The 16376-nt window shown below is 51.2% G+C and carries 14 protein-coding genes; 4 read left to right on the top strand and 10 right to left on the bottom strand.

The window, feature by feature from the left end:
* Positions 1-32: 32 nt before the first annotated feature.
* The 9 genes from bamA to rpsB form a co-directional block, all read right to left on the bottom strand.
* Positions 33-2465 (bottom strand): outer membrane protein assembly factor BamA, encoded by a 2433-nt coding sequence (bamA, locus tag K7X24_RS14095; protein ID WP_224555406.1) that lies wholly within the window; start codon positions 2463-2465, stop codon positions 33-35.
* A 35-nt stretch (positions 2466-2500) separates the two neighbouring features.
* On the bottom strand, positions 2501-3856 hold the full coding sequence (gene rseP / locus K7X24_RS14090; protein WP_224555404.1) for a sigma E protease regulator RseP: 1356 nt from the start codon (positions 3854-3856) through the stop codon (positions 2501-2503).
* A gap of 21 nt (positions 3857-3877) precedes the next feature.
* On the bottom strand, positions 3878-4735 hold the full coding sequence (cdsA, locus tag K7X24_RS14085; RefSeq protein ID WP_224555402.1) for a phosphatidate cytidylyltransferase: 858 nt from the start codon (positions 4733-4735) through the stop codon (positions 3878-3880).
* Positions 4736-4744: 9 nt separating this feature from the next.
* Positions 4745-5506, bottom strand: coding sequence for a (2E,6E)-farnesyl-diphosphate-specific ditrans,polycis-undecaprenyl-diphosphate synthase (gene ispU / locus K7X24_RS14080; RefSeq protein ID WP_224555401.1), 762 nt, complete (start codon positions 5504-5506; stop codon positions 4745-4747).
* 193 nt (positions 5507-5699) lie between these two features.
* Positions 5700-6893: a 1-deoxy-D-xylulose-5-phosphate reductoisomerase gene (gene ispC, locus K7X24_RS14075; protein WP_224555400.1), complete on the bottom strand. Its 1194-nt coding sequence runs from the start codon at positions 6891-6893 to the stop codon at positions 5700-5702.
* A 372-nt stretch (positions 6894-7265) separates the two neighbouring features.
* Positions 7266-7823, bottom strand: a complete 558-nt coding sequence (gene frr, locus K7X24_RS14070; RefSeq protein ID WP_224555399.1) for a ribosome recycling factor — start codon at positions 7821-7823, stop codon at positions 7266-7268.
* 135 nt (positions 7824-7958) lie between these two features.
* Positions 7959-8684: a UMP kinase gene (pyrH, locus tag K7X24_RS14065; RefSeq protein ID WP_005975910.1), complete on the bottom strand. Its 726-nt coding sequence runs from the start codon at positions 8682-8684 to the stop codon at positions 7959-7961.
* A 154-nt stretch (positions 8685-8838) separates the two neighbouring features.
* Positions 8839-9690: a translation elongation factor Ts gene (gene tsf, locus K7X24_RS14060; RefSeq protein WP_010296401.1), complete on the bottom strand. Its 852-nt coding sequence runs from the start codon at positions 9688-9690 to the stop codon at positions 8839-8841.
* Between the two features lie 135 nt (positions 9691-9825).
* Positions 9826-10551, bottom strand: a complete 726-nt coding sequence (gene rpsB / locus K7X24_RS14055) for a 30S ribosomal protein S2 (protein ID WP_039483864.1) — start codon at positions 10549-10551, stop codon at positions 9826-9828.
* Between the two features lie 345 nt (positions 10552-10896).
* Here rpsB and map point away from each other — a divergent pair, with 345 nt between their 5' ends.
* The 4 genes from map (at position 10897) to K7X24_RS14035 (ending at position 15810) form a co-directional block, all read left to right on the top strand.
* Positions 10897-11691, top strand: coding sequence for a type I methionyl aminopeptidase (gene map, locus K7X24_RS14050; RefSeq protein ID WP_224555398.1), 795 nt, complete (start codon positions 10897-10899; stop codon positions 11689-11691).
* A 113-nt stretch (positions 11692-11804) separates the two neighbouring features.
* The gene (glnD, locus tag K7X24_RS14045; protein ID WP_224555397.1) at positions 11805-14510 is read left to right on the top strand and encodes a bifunctional uridylyltransferase/uridylyl-removing protein GlnD; all 2706 of its coding nucleotides are present in this window, start codon (positions 11805-11807) and stop codon (positions 14508-14510) included.
* A gap of 28 nt (positions 14511-14538) precedes the next feature.
* Positions 14539-15366, top strand: coding sequence for a 2,3,4,5-tetrahydropyridine-2,6-dicarboxylate N-succinyltransferase (dapD, locus tag K7X24_RS14040; RefSeq protein WP_224555396.1), 828 nt, complete (start codon positions 14539-14541; stop codon positions 15364-15366).
* 54 nt (positions 15367-15420) lie between these two features.
* Positions 15421-15810 (top strand): DUF3461 family protein, encoded by a 390-nt coding sequence (locus K7X24_RS14035; RefSeq protein WP_180742176.1) that lies wholly within the window; start codon positions 15421-15423, stop codon positions 15808-15810.
* Between the two features lie 72 nt (positions 15811-15882).
* On the opposite strand, the gene K7X24_RS14030 is transcribed toward K7X24_RS14035, so the two are convergent.
* Complete coding sequence (locus tag K7X24_RS14030; protein ID WP_039510960.1) at positions 15883-16338, bottom strand: flavodoxin; 456 nt, start codon at positions 16336-16338, stop codon at positions 15883-15885.
* Positions 16339-16376 lie beyond the last annotated feature (38 nt).

The following is a 16376-nucleotide window of genomic DNA, read 5'->3' as shown; positions in this document are numbered from 1 at the left end:
ACATTCCCTGCATACGATCTATTGACGTCACACTACCAGGTTTTGCCAATGTTAAACTGGAATTGTTCCGACTTGTCTCCATCGTACTTTTTAACCGGCTGGGCATAGGAGAAGACCAATGGCCCAAGCGGAGACATCCATTGCAACGCGATACCGCTGGAAACACGGAAGTTACTCGCTTTGCTGTAATCCGGTACGCCTGCGTCAATCGTTTCTTGTGTATTTTTCCAGTTGGTATCCCATACCGTACCGCCATCAACAAAGAAGGACGTACGTACGGAGCTCGCGTATTTATCACTGATGAACGGCGTCGGCACGATCAGTTCCGCACTCAGTACGGCCATCGCGTTACCGCCCACGGCATCATCCAGATTGGTTTTATCAATCGGACAACCGGAATACGACGTTGCACCCACAGCACAGTTGTAATACGCCGCTTTAGGTCCAATCGTATTCGACTGGAAGCCACGCACCGTACTGGAACCACCGGCATAAAAGTTGTCATAGAACGGCACTTCTTTACTACCGATACCATCCGCAAAACCTGCTCGCGTACGGCCCATCACCACCCATTTGCCACTGTCGGTCAACGGATAGTAGCTCGCCGAATCAAACGTCAGTTTGTAGTATTCGTTGTCCGAACCCGGCACGGCGATCTTGGCATTCGCGGACGCACGCGTTCCTTTCGTCGGGAAGTAACCACGGTCCAGATTGTTATACGACCATCCAGTATTCAGGAAGAAATCGTTCGCTTTGAAGTCCGCACTCGATTTGTTGTTATTACCAGCAACAACCTCTGGATTAACACCCACGGAATCCAGATAACGCCACATCGCCACCTGCGGTCTCATATCCGACAGATCGTTATGTACATAATCCAGACCGACACGCAGTGAGTTATTCTCGTTAATCGGGAAGCCCAAGGTGCTGCCAACGCCATAGCTCACGTTGGTGTAGTCAGACAAATCGGCGTCAGACGCCTCAAATTTGTTATAAAATATGCGGCCACCGAGGCTAACGCCATCGACGGTAAAGTACGGGTCAGTCAGTGACAGCTCAACATACGTCTGGTAGTCGTTTTTAGTCCCACTGATACCAACGGAGTTACCCGTTCCCAGCCAGTTGTCCTGCTGGACCCCAGCCTGGAAGCTCACGCCACTTTCTGTACCGAAACCGACACCAAAGTTGAATGTACCCGTATTACGCTCTTTGACTTTATACGTTACATCAACCTGATCGGCCACGCCGGGAACACGCTGCGTTTCTACATCAACGCTTTCAAAGTATCCCAGACGGTTTAAACGCTCTTTGCCCTGCTCAACCAGATCGTTACCTAGCCAAGCGCCTTCCATCTGGCGCATTTCACGGCGCAGAACGGAGTCTTTAGACGTGTCGTTACCATCAAAGCGGATATGACGCACATAGAAACGGTTACCGGCATCAACGTTGATGTTTAATCTCACCGTCTTGTCTGCGTCGTTGATCTCCGGCTGTGTTACCACGCGCGGATAGGCATAACCATAACGACCCAACAACTTCTTGATGTCCTCTTCCATTCGGGTCACTTTCGTCCCGTTGTAGAGTTCACCTGGTTCAATCTTCGTCAATCCTTCGATTTCCGCAGAGTGACCAGCCAGATTACCTTTCACCGTTACACCGGACAGCTTATACTGCTCTCCTTCCGTCATATTGATGGTGATATAGATGCCTTTCTTATCTGGCGTCAAACTCACCTGTGTGGAATCGATGTTGAAACGCGCATAGCCGCGATCCAGATAGAAACTCCGTAAGGTTTCCAAATCGCCAGACAGTTTTTGCTTTTGGTATTTACGGTCACCAACCACGTTCCACCACGGCACTTCATCACGCAGTTGAAAACGGGAGATCAATTCGTCGGAACTGAACGCTTTGTTACCGACAATATTAATCTGCTGGATCTTGGCGGAAACGCCTTCCGTGAAGACCAGTTTCAGGTCTATGCGGTTACGCGGTAGTGGCGTGACAACGGCTTTAACCGACGCACTATACTTACCTACGCTGTAGTAGAAATCTTCCAGTCCTTTTTCGATGCTGGTGAGCGCTGTGCGGTCTAACGCCTCACCGACGCGCACGCCCGAGGCTTCCAGATTTTCTTTCAACATGTCGTCTTTGACTGACTTATTGCCGGAAAACGTGACGCTGGCGATTGTCGGACGTTCTTTCACCTGCACAATCAGTGTTTCGCCATCGCGCAGGACGCGAACATCTTCAAAATTTCCGGTCGCAAACAAGGCACGGATGGTGTTACCGATATCATCGTCACCGATGGTATCACCAACGCGGACAGGCATACTGAGTAATGCCGCCCCGACGGCAACCCTTTGCAGGCCCTCGAAATGAATGTCCTTCACTACGAACCCGTCTGCACCGTATACGGTTGCGCTGCTAAACAGCAGCGACGCTATGAGCAACTTTTTGATCGCCATCGTTGTTATGCGTTTTTCCTAACCTAATCCCGCGCCTAGAGACGAGAGAAATCATTGAAAAGTGCGAGTCCCATTAACAACATCAGCAATACTGTACCAATGCGATAGCTAACGTCCTGCACACGCTCAGAAACCGGCCTGCCCTTCAACTTTTCAACCGCAAGAAAGAGCAGGTGTCCACCATCCAATACCGGCAGAGGGAACAGATTGATGATCCCCAAATTGACGCTGATTAAGGCCAAAAACATCAGGTAATAAATCAATCCATAATCTGCTGACATTCCTGCGCCCTGAGCAATCGAAATGGGACCGCTCAGGTTGTTCAGCTTAACATCACCCATAACCAGTTTCCCTAACATACTGACGGTCAATTTCATCAGTTGCCAGGTTTTATCTGTTGCCTGGTAGATCGCGCTGAACGGCCCATACTGGCGCACAGTCCTGTATTCTTCAGGCAGTGGCGTCACGCTTGGCATTACGCCTGCCAGCCCTTCAACTCTGCCACTTCCCACAGATTTGCTGTCTGGCGTTAACGTCAACGGTATTGCTGTGCCGTTTCGCTCCACCTCCAGAGCAATAGACTGCCCTGGGTTATCACGCACGGCGATGACAAAATTACGCCAATGTGCTAAAAGCTGCCCGTCGACTTTAACGATCCTATCCCCGACTTGCAAACCTGCTTTTTCTGCCGCCGATCCTGCTTGCACCTGGTTCAGTACAGGCTCAATTTGTGGACCCCGCGGAATAATCCCGAGCGAAGCAGCGGGATCTTGCTTATCAGGCTCAAACTGCCAATCGCGTAAATCCAGGGTTTTCTGGACGACACGATCGGAACCCAAAAGCGCAGCTCCGATCACAACATCGCTATCACCGATTTTTCCGATCATCGCAAGACGCGCGGTATCCCAATCAGGCGTTTCGATACCATCAACTGACTTTAGTTCCATTCCCGCCGACATTTCCGCTTGTGCTGCGATGGAATTGGGCAGTATTTCACCCACTATCGGACGCACACTCGGCACGCCGAGAATAAACACCAGCCAGTACACCACAATAGCAAATAGGAAATTGGCAATCGGACCTGCGCTGACAATAGCAGCACGCTGCCAGACCGTTTTGCTGTTAAATGACTGGTGGCGGAGTTCTGGCGCTACCGTGTCGACACGTTCATCCAACATCTTCACGTAACCGCCAAGCGGGATCAGCGCAATCACGAATTCCGTACCAGTACGATCGCGATGACGCCATAATGCACGACCGAAACCAACAGAGAAGCGTTCCACCTTCACACCACAGCGACGCGCCACCCAGAAATGCCCAAATTCATGGACGGTGACTAACACACCTAGTGCGATGATAAACGCGGCAAGATTCCAGAGAAAACTCAGCATAAATAGCTCTACCGCTTTATTTTAAGCTACTTTAAACAACAGCAGCATCAGGCAAGAAAACACAGGAACCGCAGCGGTCAGGCTATCGATACGATCGAGCACACCACCGTGCCCCGGAATCAAATGGCTACTGTCTTTGATGCCCGCCTCGCGTTTGAACATACTTTCCGTCAAATCTCCAAGCACCGAAGCCAGTGCGGCGGCGATAGAACAAATCAGCAACGTCGAGGGCGCTACCGTTAATGGCACATAAAGGCTAAACAGTACAGAGATAAGCGCTGAAGTCGCTAGCCCACCAAGAAAACCTTCCCAAGTTTTACCCGGTGAAACTTTTGGTGCGAGCTTGCGTTTACCAAACAGTTTACCAAACATGTAGGCGCCGCTGTCCGCTCCCCACACCAGCAACATGACGTACAGCAGCCACCAGGCACCGGCGAATGGATTAATGGCGTAATTGTAATGACGAAGTGCAACCATGCCCCAGAAAAACGGCACGATCGTCATGATACCAAACACAAGCCGCAATGCGCGTGAATAGCGCCAAAATGAGGCTGAAGCCGGATAGAACAGAACCAACAGCAGCGCCCCCCCCCACCACACCAACGATGACCAGAGTGCAATACTGATTTGCGGAATATGGACGGAATAATGGTAAGCTGGGAGTGATAACAGCATCAGTGCCAGCAAGAAACCACACAGGATTGCAAGCCACAGACGTTGGCCAGAAGAGGCAAAACCAGCCAATTGACCCCATTCCCACGCTGCCAGCATACAAACAGCTAACGTAACGAGCGTGAATCCTAAAGGAGGCAGCAAGAACAGTGCCGCAATAACAATTGGGATCAAAATAAAAGCAGTAATCAGGCGATACTTCAGCAAAAGTTCCCCCTAGGATGCATCAGCATCGATAGGTGTTGTTCCCCCGAAGCGGCGCTCGCGTTGTGCAAAAGCATTCAGCGCACCTTCAAAGACTTGTTCATCGAAATCAGGCCAGAGGACATCAGTAAAGTAAAGTTCAGCGTAAGCAATTTGCCACAGAAGAAAATTACTGATGCGGTGTTCTCCACCGGTTCTGATCACTAAATCAACCGGAGCCAGATCATTCAGACAGATGTACTGACATAATGACGCTTCATTAATGCTATCAGGGCGCAGAATACCTTCCTGTACCTGCTCTGCAAGTTGCCGTACTCCCTGAATAATATCCCAACGGCCGCCATAATTCGCGGCAATATTCAATGTGAGCCCCTGATTCTTTTCTGTCAGTGTTTCTGAACGGCGGATTCGCTCTTGCAAACGCGGACTGAAGCGGCCGATATCGCCAATGACCCGCAAGCGAACATTGTGCTTGTGCAGGCTTTTCACTTCGCTGTCCAGCGCTCTAACAAACAGTTCCATGAGTGCGGAAACTTCCTGCGCTGGACGGTTCCAGTTTTCACTGCTAAATGCGTAAAGTGTCAGTGCATCCAACCCCTGGCTCACTGCAAAACTGACCGAACGTCGCACAGCCTTTACGCCAGCCTGATGGCCAAAAATCCGCATTTTCCCTCGGCTTTTCGCCCAGCGACCATTACCATCCATGATAATGGCAACATGCCGCGGCCCTGCGGGTGGCAGATCGTTAGTATTTTTTTGATTATCGGACGGCATAACGCGTACTTATTTCCTCAAGCAAGAAATACAACAGTTCTTCCGTAACATCAGATCCCGTTAGCGCAAAAAAAGCCGTGAACGATCACGGCTTAGCTTCTCGGTCGATTAAACAACTTTCGCATAATCAACCATTGAGTGGCGCAGACTATACCACCTCCACCGCACATGAACAAATTGTGCCACGGCGCTATCACGCGTAACGTGTCAGGGTCTGTGTTGCGACCTGTCTGGCCCAACGGTCAATAAACAGAACATCATCGACGCTGGTGGGTTCTGATAATGTAAGTTGTTCAATAACATTCCGATTTACCGTTGCAATATCCGTAAAGCGGATTTGCGACTGCAAAAATGCCGCTACCGCAATTTCATTCGCAGCGTTCAGTGCCGTGGTGGCCGACTGACCATGATTACAGGCATCAATCGCGAGCTGTAAACAAGGATAGCGTGCATAGTCTGGGGCTAAAAATGTCAGCGCGCCAATCTGGCAAAAATCTAACGCTTTTGCACCCGATGTCACACGTTCAGGATACGCCATTGCATGAGCAATCGGCGTACGCATATCGGGCGTTCCCAACTGCGCCAGAACGCTGCCATCACGGTAACGTACCATCGAGTGAATCACCGACTGCGGATGAATAATGACTTCCATCTGTTCGGCAGAAGCATTAAACAGCCAGCGCGCTTCGATATACTCCAGCCCCTTGTTCATCATCGTGGCAGAATCAACCGAAATTTTGCGCCCCATTGACCAGTTTGGATGCGCGCACGCCTGATCCGGCGTCATGTCCGCCAGTGCCGACACCGGTGTTTCACGAAACGGCCCACCGGACCCAGTCAGAACGATACGCTCGACCCCATGTTGCGACAATGAAGCGTAGCCTAATTGACGCTGAATTTGCTCAGGTAAACTCTGAAAAATCGCATTATGTTCGCTATCAATCGGTAAAAGCTGTGCGCCGCTTTTCGCCACAGCGTCCATAAAGAGGCGTCCGCAGGTAACCAGTGATTCTTTGTTCGCCAACAAGACCTGTTTTCCGGCATGGATTGCTGCCAGCGTCGGCAATAATCCAGCAGCCCCCACAATCGCGGCCATTACCTGATCAACGCCATCTAATGCAGCAAGGTCACACGCGGCCTGAACTCCCGCCAGCACTTCCGTTTTACAACCATATTCCGCCAACTGCTGGCGCAGGGCGGTTGCTGAAGCTTCATCAGCCATTGAGGCATAAGCGGGTTGGAAAGTGAGGCACTGCTCTAGCATCAACTTGACGTTGTGCCCAGCAGATAGCGCGCGTACAGCAAATTTATCGGGGTTGGCTTTAATTACTGCCAGAGAACTGACGCCAATAGAGCCAGTGGAACCAAGAATTGTCAGTTGCTTCATTAAAAATGCTCTGAATAACCGGATTTGATGACAGGAAGGTACACGAGTCTGAGGCGATTACCATGATATATCTCTGCTATCGATCACAGTCACGATAACTGCAGGCATATACACAGCAAAAATTGTTTACTACCCAGAGGGGCTAGCCTTCGCCCATTCCTTGCATGACCATTGTAATACTCTAAATAATTCAAGTTTTAGGAAGGCGGCGAGAGAAGGCATCCCGATGAGCTTACTCAAGTAAGTAATTCGGGTGGCTGAACGCGGCTAACGCACATGCAACTTGAAGAATGACGAGTATAAAAATAAAGCGCCGCTGGAAAAGAGGGGAAAAACCACAAGTTCCCTGCGACGCACTATCCAACAGGCTGATTAGAACTCCATCAGCTCCGCTTCTTTTTCTGCCAGAGCAACGTCTACTTTCTTAATGAAGTTATCAGTCAGTTTCTGCACGTCGTCCTGAGCACGACGTTCTTCATCTTCACTGATCACTTTATCTTTCAGCAGCGCTTTCAGTTTGTCGTTCGCATCACGGCGCACGTTACGTACAGAGATACGACCCTGCTCTGCTTCGCCACGAACCACTTTGATCAGGTCTTTACGGCGCTCCTCCGTCAGCGGTGGCAACGGAACACGGATTACGGTGCCTGCAGAAGACGGGTTCAGGCCGAGGTCGGAAGCCATGATCGCTTTTTCAACTGCCGGACCAAGTGAACGATCGAATACCGAAATCGCCAGCGTGCGGGAATCTTCTACAACAACGTTAGCAAGCTGACGCAGTGGCGTTGCGCTGCCATAATATTCAACCTGAATGCCATCGAGAATGCTAGGCGATGCACGGCCGGTACGGATTTTGCTGATCTGATTTTTAAACGCTTCAACACATTTGTCCATGCGCGTTTCAGCATCTTTTCTGATTTCATTAGTCACGTTGTGAACCCTTGAAAACTGGTTGCCTGGCAGGCCATGTCAGTACATAGCCCAGTGAATAATTAATGCCAGCGCGCGGCTGGCGTATAGAGCAATACTGAGAATATATTACCCTATAATCGGGATTAGCCGTTATTACTGACTAATCAACGTCCCTTCTTTTTCACCCATGACAACGCGACGCAGCGCGCCAGGTTTGTTCATGTTGAAAACACGGATCGGCAAATTATGGTCGCGTGCCAGCGTAAACGCGGCAAGATCCATCACTTTCAGCTCACGTTCTAACACGTCTTGATAGGTTAGCGTTTCGTACATCGTCGCTGAAGGATCTTGTACCGGATCGGCAGAATAGACGCCATCGACTTTTGTCGCTTTCAATACGACATCAGCTTCAATCTCAATGCCGCGCAGGCAAGCCGCTGAATCCGTGGTGAAGAAAGGGTTGCCTGTTCCAGCGGAGAAAATCACTACGCGGTTATTACGCAGCAGGCTAATCGCTTCTGCCCAACTGTAATTGTCACAAACGCCATTCAGGGGAATGGCAGACATCAGGCGAGCGTTCACATAGGCACGGTGCAACGCATCACGCATTGCCAGACCATTCATGACGGTCGCCAGCATTCCCATGTGGTCGCCCACAACGCGGTTCATACCCGCTTTAGCCAGACCCGCGCCACGAAACAGGTTACCACCGCCGATAACCACACCGACCTGAATGCCTAACTCAACCAGTTCTTTCACTTCCTGAGCCATGCGATCCAGAATGCTCGCATCGATACCAAAACCTTCAGTTCCCTGTAAAGCTTCGCCACTGAGCTTCAGCAGGATTCGTTGATAGACGGGTTTTGCATTGGTTGCCATGGTGTTCTTATCCTACAGGCTGTCGTCGTATTGGGGGGTTGTAAAAATCAAAACTGTTCCACCCGGCCCCTATCTGAATGCAGGAAACCAAGCGTACTAAAACTCTTTGGGCTGGATAAAAAGGAACCGCCAACTGGCGGCTCTTTTTTTGCTATTAAGACTGCTTGCTCATCGCTGCAACTTCAGCAGCAAAGTCAGTCTCAACTTTTTCAATACCTTCACCCACTTCGAAACGGATGAAGTTAGTCACGTCAGCGTTGTGCTCTTTCAGCAGTTGGCCAACAGACTTGGCTGGATCCATAACGAAAGGCTGACCAGTCAGAGAAACTTCGCCGGTGAATTTCTTCATACGGCCTTCAACCATTTTCTCTGCGATTTCTTTCGGCTTACCAGACTGCATCGCGATTTCCAACTGAACCTGGTATTCTTTCTCTACCACTTCAGCAGACACGTCTTCTGGCTTAACGAATTCAGGCTTGCTTGCGGCAACGTGCATAGCCAGGTGTTTAACCAGCTCTTCGTCAGCGCCTTTAGCAGCAACCAGAACACCGATGCGCGCACCGTGTTGGTAGTTACCCAGAACTTCGCCTTCCAGAGCAGAAACGCGGCGAATATTGATGTTCTCACCGATTTTCGCAACCAGCGCGACACGCTCTTCTTCGAACTGTGCTTTCAGCACGTCAACATCAGTGATTTTGCCTGCAACAGCAGCATCCAGCACTTTGTCAGCAAACGCCTGGAAACCACCGTCTTTAGCAACGAAGTCGGTCTGGCAGTTAACTTCCAGGATCACAGCGTAGTTACCGTCGATCTTAGTCTTGATCACGCCATCAGCGGCAACATTACCTGCTTTTTTCGCCGCTTTAATCGCGCCGGATTTACGCATGTTTTCGATTGCAAGCTCGATGTCGCCATTAGCTTCAACCAGCGCCTTCTTACATTCCATCATGCCCGCAGCGGTACGCTCACGCAGCTCTTTTACCAGGGATGCGGTAATTTCAGCCATTCTAAAATCCTCGGAAGATTTGTTCTGCCTGGTCGTCACGACCCAAACAGCTTTAAAAGTGAAAAAGGGGCCATAAAAAGGCCCCTAACCAAACTAGTACTACCTGGTTAATAAGGGCTCAACGAGCCAGACTTATTATTCAGCTTCTACTAAGCCTTCTTCTGCCTGCACAGCCAGATCTTGAGAACGGCCTTCGCGGACAGCAGTAGCAACAGCGCTCAGGTACAGGTTAACTGCACGGATTGCGTCATCGTTACCAGGGATGATGAAGTCAACGCCATCTGGATCGGAGTTGGTATCAACCACTGAGAATACTGGAATACCCAGGTTGTTAGCTTCTTTGATTGCGATGTGCTCGTGATCGGCGTCGATAACGAACAGCGCGTCTGGCAGACCGCCCATATCCTTGATACCGCCCAGGCTGTTTTCCAGCTTGTCCAGTTCACGAGTGCGCATCAGCGCCTCTTTTTTGGTCAGCTTGTCGAACGTGCCGTCTTGAGATTGGGTTTCCAGATCTTTCAAACGCTTGATGGACTGACGAACGGTTTTCCAGTTAGTCAGCATACCGCCCAACCAACGATGGTTCACGTAGAACTGATCGCAGTTGTTGGCCGCATCTTTTACCGCTTCGCTTGCTGCGCGCTTGGTACCAACGAACAGAATTTTGCCTTTGCGAGAAGCAATTTTGCCCAGCTCAGCCAAAGCGTCGTTGAACATTGGTACCGTTTTTTCAAGGTTGATGATGTGAACTTTGTTACGTGCACCGAAGATGAATGGCTTCATTTTCGGGTTCCAGTAACGGGTCTGGTGACCAAAGTGTACGCCAGCCTTGAGCATATCGCGCATGGAAACAGTTGCCATGATTACCTCTATTGATTAAGTATGGGGTTATGCCTCCACATGTCCCATTGCGCCGACCCCATCCGGTGAAACACCTCAGGAGCACCCCGGCGAACGTGCCGACATGTGTGTGTTATTTACACAAAGTGAGTTCAGTTGATGTGGTTGAATACCGCATAACGATATCCAGCCGGATCATCGGCGCGCTTTATACCATAAATCCCCCCTAGACACCAACATTTGTTATTCAATGGTCCACCAATCAGAATGATAATTTGGCAAGCTAGCGGCAGGGCTGATAACATAAGTTATTAGTTATCGAACTTATATTCTCGTGCTCACTCTGGCACCTGCGGACAATCATCAATGGCAATTTCAATTAAAACTCCTGAAGACATCGAAAAAATGCGCGTAGCTGGACGTCTGGCTGCCGAAGTCCTGGAAATCATCGAACCTCACGTGGTGCCAGGCGTTAGTACCGCCGAATTAGACAGAATCTGTCACGATCACATCACCAATAAACAGCAGGCCATTTCTGCCAGCCTGGGCTATCACGGCTTCCCGAAATCCGTCTGCATCTCTATCAATGAAGTGGTGTGTCACGGCATCCCTAGCGAAGAACGTATTTTGAAAGACGGTGATATCGTCAACATCGACGTCACCGTGATCAAAGACGGCTTCCACGGCGATACGTCAAAAATGTTTATCGCTGGCAATCCGACTATTCTGGGCGAGCGCCTCTGCCGCATCACGCAGGAAAGCCTTTATCTGGCGCTGAAAATGGTTAAGCCGGGCATTCGCCTGCGCACGTTGGGTAAAGCGATCCAGCAGTTTGCGGAAGGGAATAACTTCTCCGTGGTGCGTGAGTATTGTGGTCACGGCATCGGCAAAGGCTTCCACGAAGAGCCACAGGTTCTGCACTATGATGCAGATGACGGTGGCGTAGTGCTGCAAGCGGGTATGGCATTCACGATCGAGCCTATGCTCAATGCTGGTGATTTCCGCATCCGTACGATGAAAGACGGCTGGACGGTAAAAACCAAAGATCGCAGCTTGTCGGCGCAGTACGAGCATACTATTGTGGTAACCGATAACGGCTGCGAAATAATGACGTTGCGAAAGGATGACACCATCCCCAACATCATCACGCATGAACAGTAAACACTAAGCCGGCAGACGCCGGCTTTTTTATGGCGTGCGGAAAGCACGCCCCCCTACGGGCCGTCGCAAGCGACGTTGAAAAACGCGCTCTGCGTTTTTTTATAGGCTGCGCTATGACAGATAACCGATTTTCGCCAGACAGTACGCCACCTGACGCGTCCTCATCAAACAGCCCCATTGCTCCAGTACAGTTGCCCGCCTCACCGCTGACCTATGCTGATGACATGCTGAATTGTCAGACGTTAAAACAGCAGTTGGAACTGTTTCAGCTTTGGCTCGGTTCAGAATTCCGTTCCGGCGTCAGCGCAGAAAAACTGATTGATGCCAGAACCTTGTTCATCGATCGCCTGTTGCAGCGGCTGTGGTACTTCCACGGCTTTGAAAATATCGCCCAAGCTTCACTCGTGGCAGTTGGCGGATATGGCCGAGGTGAGCTGCACCCACTTTCCGATATCGATGTGCTGGTACTAAGCCAGACGGCGTTGAGTGAAGAACATTCCCAGCGTGTCGGCCAATTCATCACCCTACTGTGGGATTTGAAGCTGGAAGTCGGCCATAGCGTCAGAACGCTGGAAGAGTGCTTACAGGAAGGACGCGCAGATATTTCCGTCGCGACCAACCTGATCGAATCCCGCATGATATGCGGCGACGTCGCCCTGTTTCTCTCGCTGCAAAAAAACATATTCAGTGATGAATTTTGGCCGTCAGACACGTTTTTCCCGGCAAAAATCGCCGAACAGCAGGAACGCCATCAGCGCTATCACAGTACCAGCTACAATCTGGAACCCGACATCAAGAGCAGTCCGGGCGGGCTACGCGACATTCACACGCTGCTGTGGGTGGCGAGACGCCACTTCGGCGCGACTTCACTCAATGAAATGGTGGGTTTCGGCTTTCTGACCGAGGCTGAGCGTAAAGAGCTTAACGAATGCCAAAGCTTTTTGTGGCGCATCCGCTTCGCTCTGCATCTGATCCTACCGCGTTACGACAACCGGCTGCTATTCGACAGGCAGTTGAACGTCTCACAGTTGCTGCAATATCAGGGCGAAGGCAACACGCCAGTCGAGCGCATGATGAAGGATTTCTACCGTATGACGCGTCGCGTCAGCGAGTTGAACCAGATGCTGTTGCAACTCTTTGACGAAGCGATTCTGGCGTTGGATGCGAGTGAAAAACCTCGCCCGATTGACGATGAATTTCAGCTACGCGGCAACCTGCTAGACCTGCGCGATGAAAACCTGTTTATCAAAAAACCGGAAGCCATCATGCGCATGTTCTACCTGATGGTACGCAACCGTGACATCAGCGGCATTTACTCCACCACGTTGCGCCAGCTGCGCCATGCTCGTCGCCATCTCACCAGCCCGCTTTGCACCATCCCAGAAGCGCGCCAGTTGTTCATGAATATTCTGCGCCATCCGCATGCGGTAAGCCGTGCGCTATTGCAAATGCACCGCCACAGCGTGCTGTGGGCGTATATGCCGCTGTGGGGAAACATCGTCGGTCAGATGCAGTTCGATCTGTTTCACGCCTATACGGTGGATGAGCACACGATCCGCGTTCTACTCAAGCTGGAAAGCTTTGCCGATGAGGATACGCGCCCCCAGCATCCGCTGTGCGTAGAGCTCTACCCTCGCCTGCCCCAGCCCGAATTATTGCTGCTGGCTGCATTGTTCCACGATATCGCGAAAGGCAGAGGAGGCGATCACTCTGAGCTGGGCGCGCAGGATGTACTGGAGTTTGCCGCACTGCACGGGCTGAACTCGCGCGAAGCTCAGTTGGTTTCCTGGCTGGTGCGCTGCCATCTGCTGATGTCTGTCACCGCACAGCGTCGCGACATTCAGGATCCCACCGTCATTCAGCAATTTGCTACCGAAGTACAGAGTGAAACCCGCCTGCGCTATCTGGTCAGCCTGACGGTTGCGGATATCTGTGCCACCAATGAAACGCTGTGGAACAGTTGGAAGCAGAGCCTGTTGCGTGAGCTCTATTTCGCTACCGAGAAGCAGCTGCGCCGCGGCATGCAAAATACGCCGGATTTACGCGAACGCGTCCGCCACCATCGGTTGCAGGCGCTCGCGCTACTGCGCATGGACAACATTGACGAAGAAGCGCTGCACCACATCTGGAGCCGCTGTCGAGCCGATTATTTCCTGCGCCACTCGCCAAACCAGCTTGCCTGGCACGCACGTCATCTACTGGAACATGGTGCCAACAAACCGCTGGTATTGATTAGCCACCAGGCTAGCCGCGGCGGCACGGAGATCTTTATCTGGAGCCCAGACAGGCCTTATCTGTTCGCGGCGGTCGCCGGTGAGTTAGATCGACGCAACCTTAGTGTGCACGACGCGCAGATCTTTACCAGCCGCGACGGCATGGCGATGGATACGTTCATCGTGCTGGAACCGGACGGCAGCCCGCTGGCGCAGGATCGGCATGAAATGATACGCCATGCGCTGGAGCAGTCGCTGACGCACCGACATTACCAACACCCGCGCGTACGCCGACCGTCGCCCAAGCTGCGTCATTTCAGCGTGCCAACCGAAGTCAACTTTCTGCCGACACACACGGACAGACGTAGCTACATGGAGCTCAGCGCACTCGATCAACCGGGGCTGCTGGCACGAATCGGTGAGATTTTTGCCGATCTCAACCTGTCGCTACACGGCGCACGCATTTCCACGATCGGCGAGCGGGTAGAGGATCTTTTCATTCTGGCCGACAGCGACAGACGGGCATTAAAGCCGGATTTACGCCTTAAATTGCAAGAACGGTTGACAGAAGCCCTTAACCCAAACGATAAAGTATCATTGAGTTAATTTTTACAATCAGGAAAGAGAAATCAGGATGCACCAACAATTACAGAACATCATTGAGACGGCTTTCGAGCGCCGCGCTGAAATCACTCCGGCAAACGCAGACACCGTCACGCGTGAAGCCGTCAATCAGGCTATCAACCTGCTGGATAGCGGCGCCCTGCGCGTTGCAGAGAAAATCGATGGACAGTGGGTTACCCATCAGTGGCTGAAGAAAGCCGTGCTGCTCTCTTTCCGTATTAACGATAACCAACTTATCGAAGGCGGAGAAACACGCTTTTTCGACAAAGTACCAATGAAATTCGCTGACTATGATGAAGCGCGTTTCCAGCGTGAAGGCGTGCGCGTTGCCCCGCCGGCCAGCGTGCGTCGAGGTGCCTATATCGCACGTAATACTGTGCTGATGCCATCTTACGTCAACATCGGCGCTTACGTTGATGAAGGCACGATGGTGGATACGTGGGTAACCGTAGGTTCTTGTGCTCAGATTGGTAAAAATGTTCACCTGTCTGGCGGCGTCGGCATCGGTGGTGTTCTGGAGCCGTTACAGGCTAACCCAACCATCATTGAAGATAACTGCTTCATCGGTGCGCGTTCTGAAGTCGTGGAAGGCGTTGTCGTTGAGGAAGGTTCCGTCATCTCCATGGGCGTGTTCATCAGCCAAAGCACCCGTATTTACGATCGTGAAACCGGTGAAATTCACTATGGTCACGTCCCGGCTGGCTCCGTTGTGGTTTCCGGCAACCTGCCGTCCAAAGATGGCAGCCACAGCATGTACTGCGCAATCATTGTGAAGAAAGTGGATGCAAAAACCCGCGGTAAAGTGGGTATCAATGAGTTATTACGCTCCATCGACTAAACTAGAAACGGCGGGTTAATCAACCCGCCGTTTTTTTACCGAGAAGGTGACGCTATGTATGACAATCTAAAAAGCCTGGGCATTACCAATCCCGATGATATCGATCGCTATAGCCTGCGTCAGGAAGCAAATAACGACATCCTGAAGATCTATTTTCGCAAGGATAAAGGCGAGTTTTTTGCTAAAAGCGTGAAATTTAAATATCCACGCCAGCGTAAAACCATCGTGGCCGACAACACTGGCCAGGGCTACAAAGAGATCAATGAGATCAGCCCAAATCTTCGCTATGTGATTGATGAACTAGACAAAATTTGCCAACAGGAGCAGGTTGAAGTCGATCTGAAACGCAAAATCCTTGACGACCTGCGTCATCTGGAAAGCGTGGTTTCCAACAAAATTACCGAAATCGAAGCGGATTTAGAGAAGCTGACCAAGAATCGCTAAGCGCGATTGTCTCAACAGGCCGCAACGAAAACGGGAGCGCGACAGGCTCCCGTTTCTCATTTCAGCACAGCATCACTGCGCGTCAACCAAATCAGCCCATGCTTCAACCCACGGGCATGAAATCACTTCCGGCTCAGGATGTTCGACGGCATCAACGTCCAAAACATCGCCCAGGCGCTTAGCACCGATTTCCTGCAATAAGGCATCGAACAGATGGCCGCCCGCGCAGAAGTTCGGATAACTGCTGTCACCCAGCGCAATCACGCCATAGCGCAGCGCGGGCTGGTAACCGCCTTTTTCACGCAGTGCAGCGTAAAGCGGAACAATAGAATCAGGCAACTGGCCTTGTCCCGTCGTCGACGTGACAACTAAAACCGTCTGCTCGCGGTAGTCCAGCCAGGATTCCAGCGTCGCGTCTTCAAAGACCTTAACCTCATGGCCACGATCCTTGAGGATATTTTCGGCTTCTTCGGCCACCAGCAATGCATTCCCGTAGACTGTACCAACAAAAATACCAATCTGCGCCATGCTTCTGACTCCCTTTTTAATTCGATATGTTTGATATA

This window comes from Pectobacterium versatile, from assembly GCF_020166435.1.
GTDB lineage: Bacteria > Pseudomonadota > Gammaproteobacteria > Enterobacterales > Enterobacteriaceae > Pectobacterium > Pectobacterium versatile.
The sequence above is the reverse complement of the archived record's forward strand: the minus strand, read 5'-3'. Positions and strand labels throughout refer to the sequence as shown.

What these genes read in the sequence shown, in the direction of transcription:
- bamA (WP_224555406.1), bottom strand. Translation starts at nt 2,465, where the DNA reads ATGGCGATCAAAAAGTTGCTCATAGCGTCGCTGCTGTTTAGCAGCGCA.
- rseP (WP_224555404.1), bottom strand. Translation starts at nt 3,856, where the DNA reads ATGCTGAGTTTTCTCTGGAATCTTGCCGCGTTTATCATCGCACTAGGT.
- ispU (WP_224555401.1), bottom strand. Translation starts at nt 5,506, where the DNA reads ATGCCGTCCGATAATCAAAAAAATACTAACGATCTGCCACCCGCAGGG.
- ispC (WP_224555400.1), bottom strand. Translation starts at nt 6,893, where the DNA reads ATGAAGCAACTGACAATTCTTGGTTCCACTGGCTCTATTGGCGTCAGT.
- pyrH (WP_005975910.1), bottom strand. Translation starts at nt 8,684, where the DNA reads ATGGCAACCAATGCAAAACCCGTCTATCAACGAATCCTGCTGAAGCTC.
- tsf (WP_010296401.1), bottom strand. Translation starts at nt 9,690, where the DNA reads ATGGCTGAAATTACCGCATCCCTGGTAAAAGAGCTGCGTGAGCGTACC.
- rpsB (WP_039483864.1), bottom strand. Translation starts at nt 10,551, where the DNA reads ATGGCAACTGTTTCCATGCGCGATATGCTCAAGGCTGGCGTACACTTT.
- map (WP_224555398.1), top strand. Translation starts at nt 10,897, where the DNA reads ATGGCAATTTCAATTAAAACTCCTGAAGACATCGAAAAAATGCGCGTA.
- glnD (WP_224555397.1), top strand. Translation starts at nt 11,805, where the DNA reads ATGACAGATAACCGATTTTCGCCAGACAGTACGCCACCTGACGCGTCC.
- dapD (WP_224555396.1), top strand. Translation starts at nt 14,539, where the DNA reads ATGCACCAACAATTACAGAACATCATTGAGACGGCTTTCGAGCGCCGC.
- K7X24_RS14035 (WP_180742176.1), top strand. Translation starts at nt 15,421, where the DNA reads ATGTATGACAATCTAAAAAGCCTGGGCATTACCAATCCCGATGATATC.
- K7X24_RS14030 (WP_039510960.1), bottom strand. Translation starts at nt 16,338, where the DNA reads ATGGCGCAGATTGGTATTTTTGTTGGTACAGTCTACGGGAATGCATTG.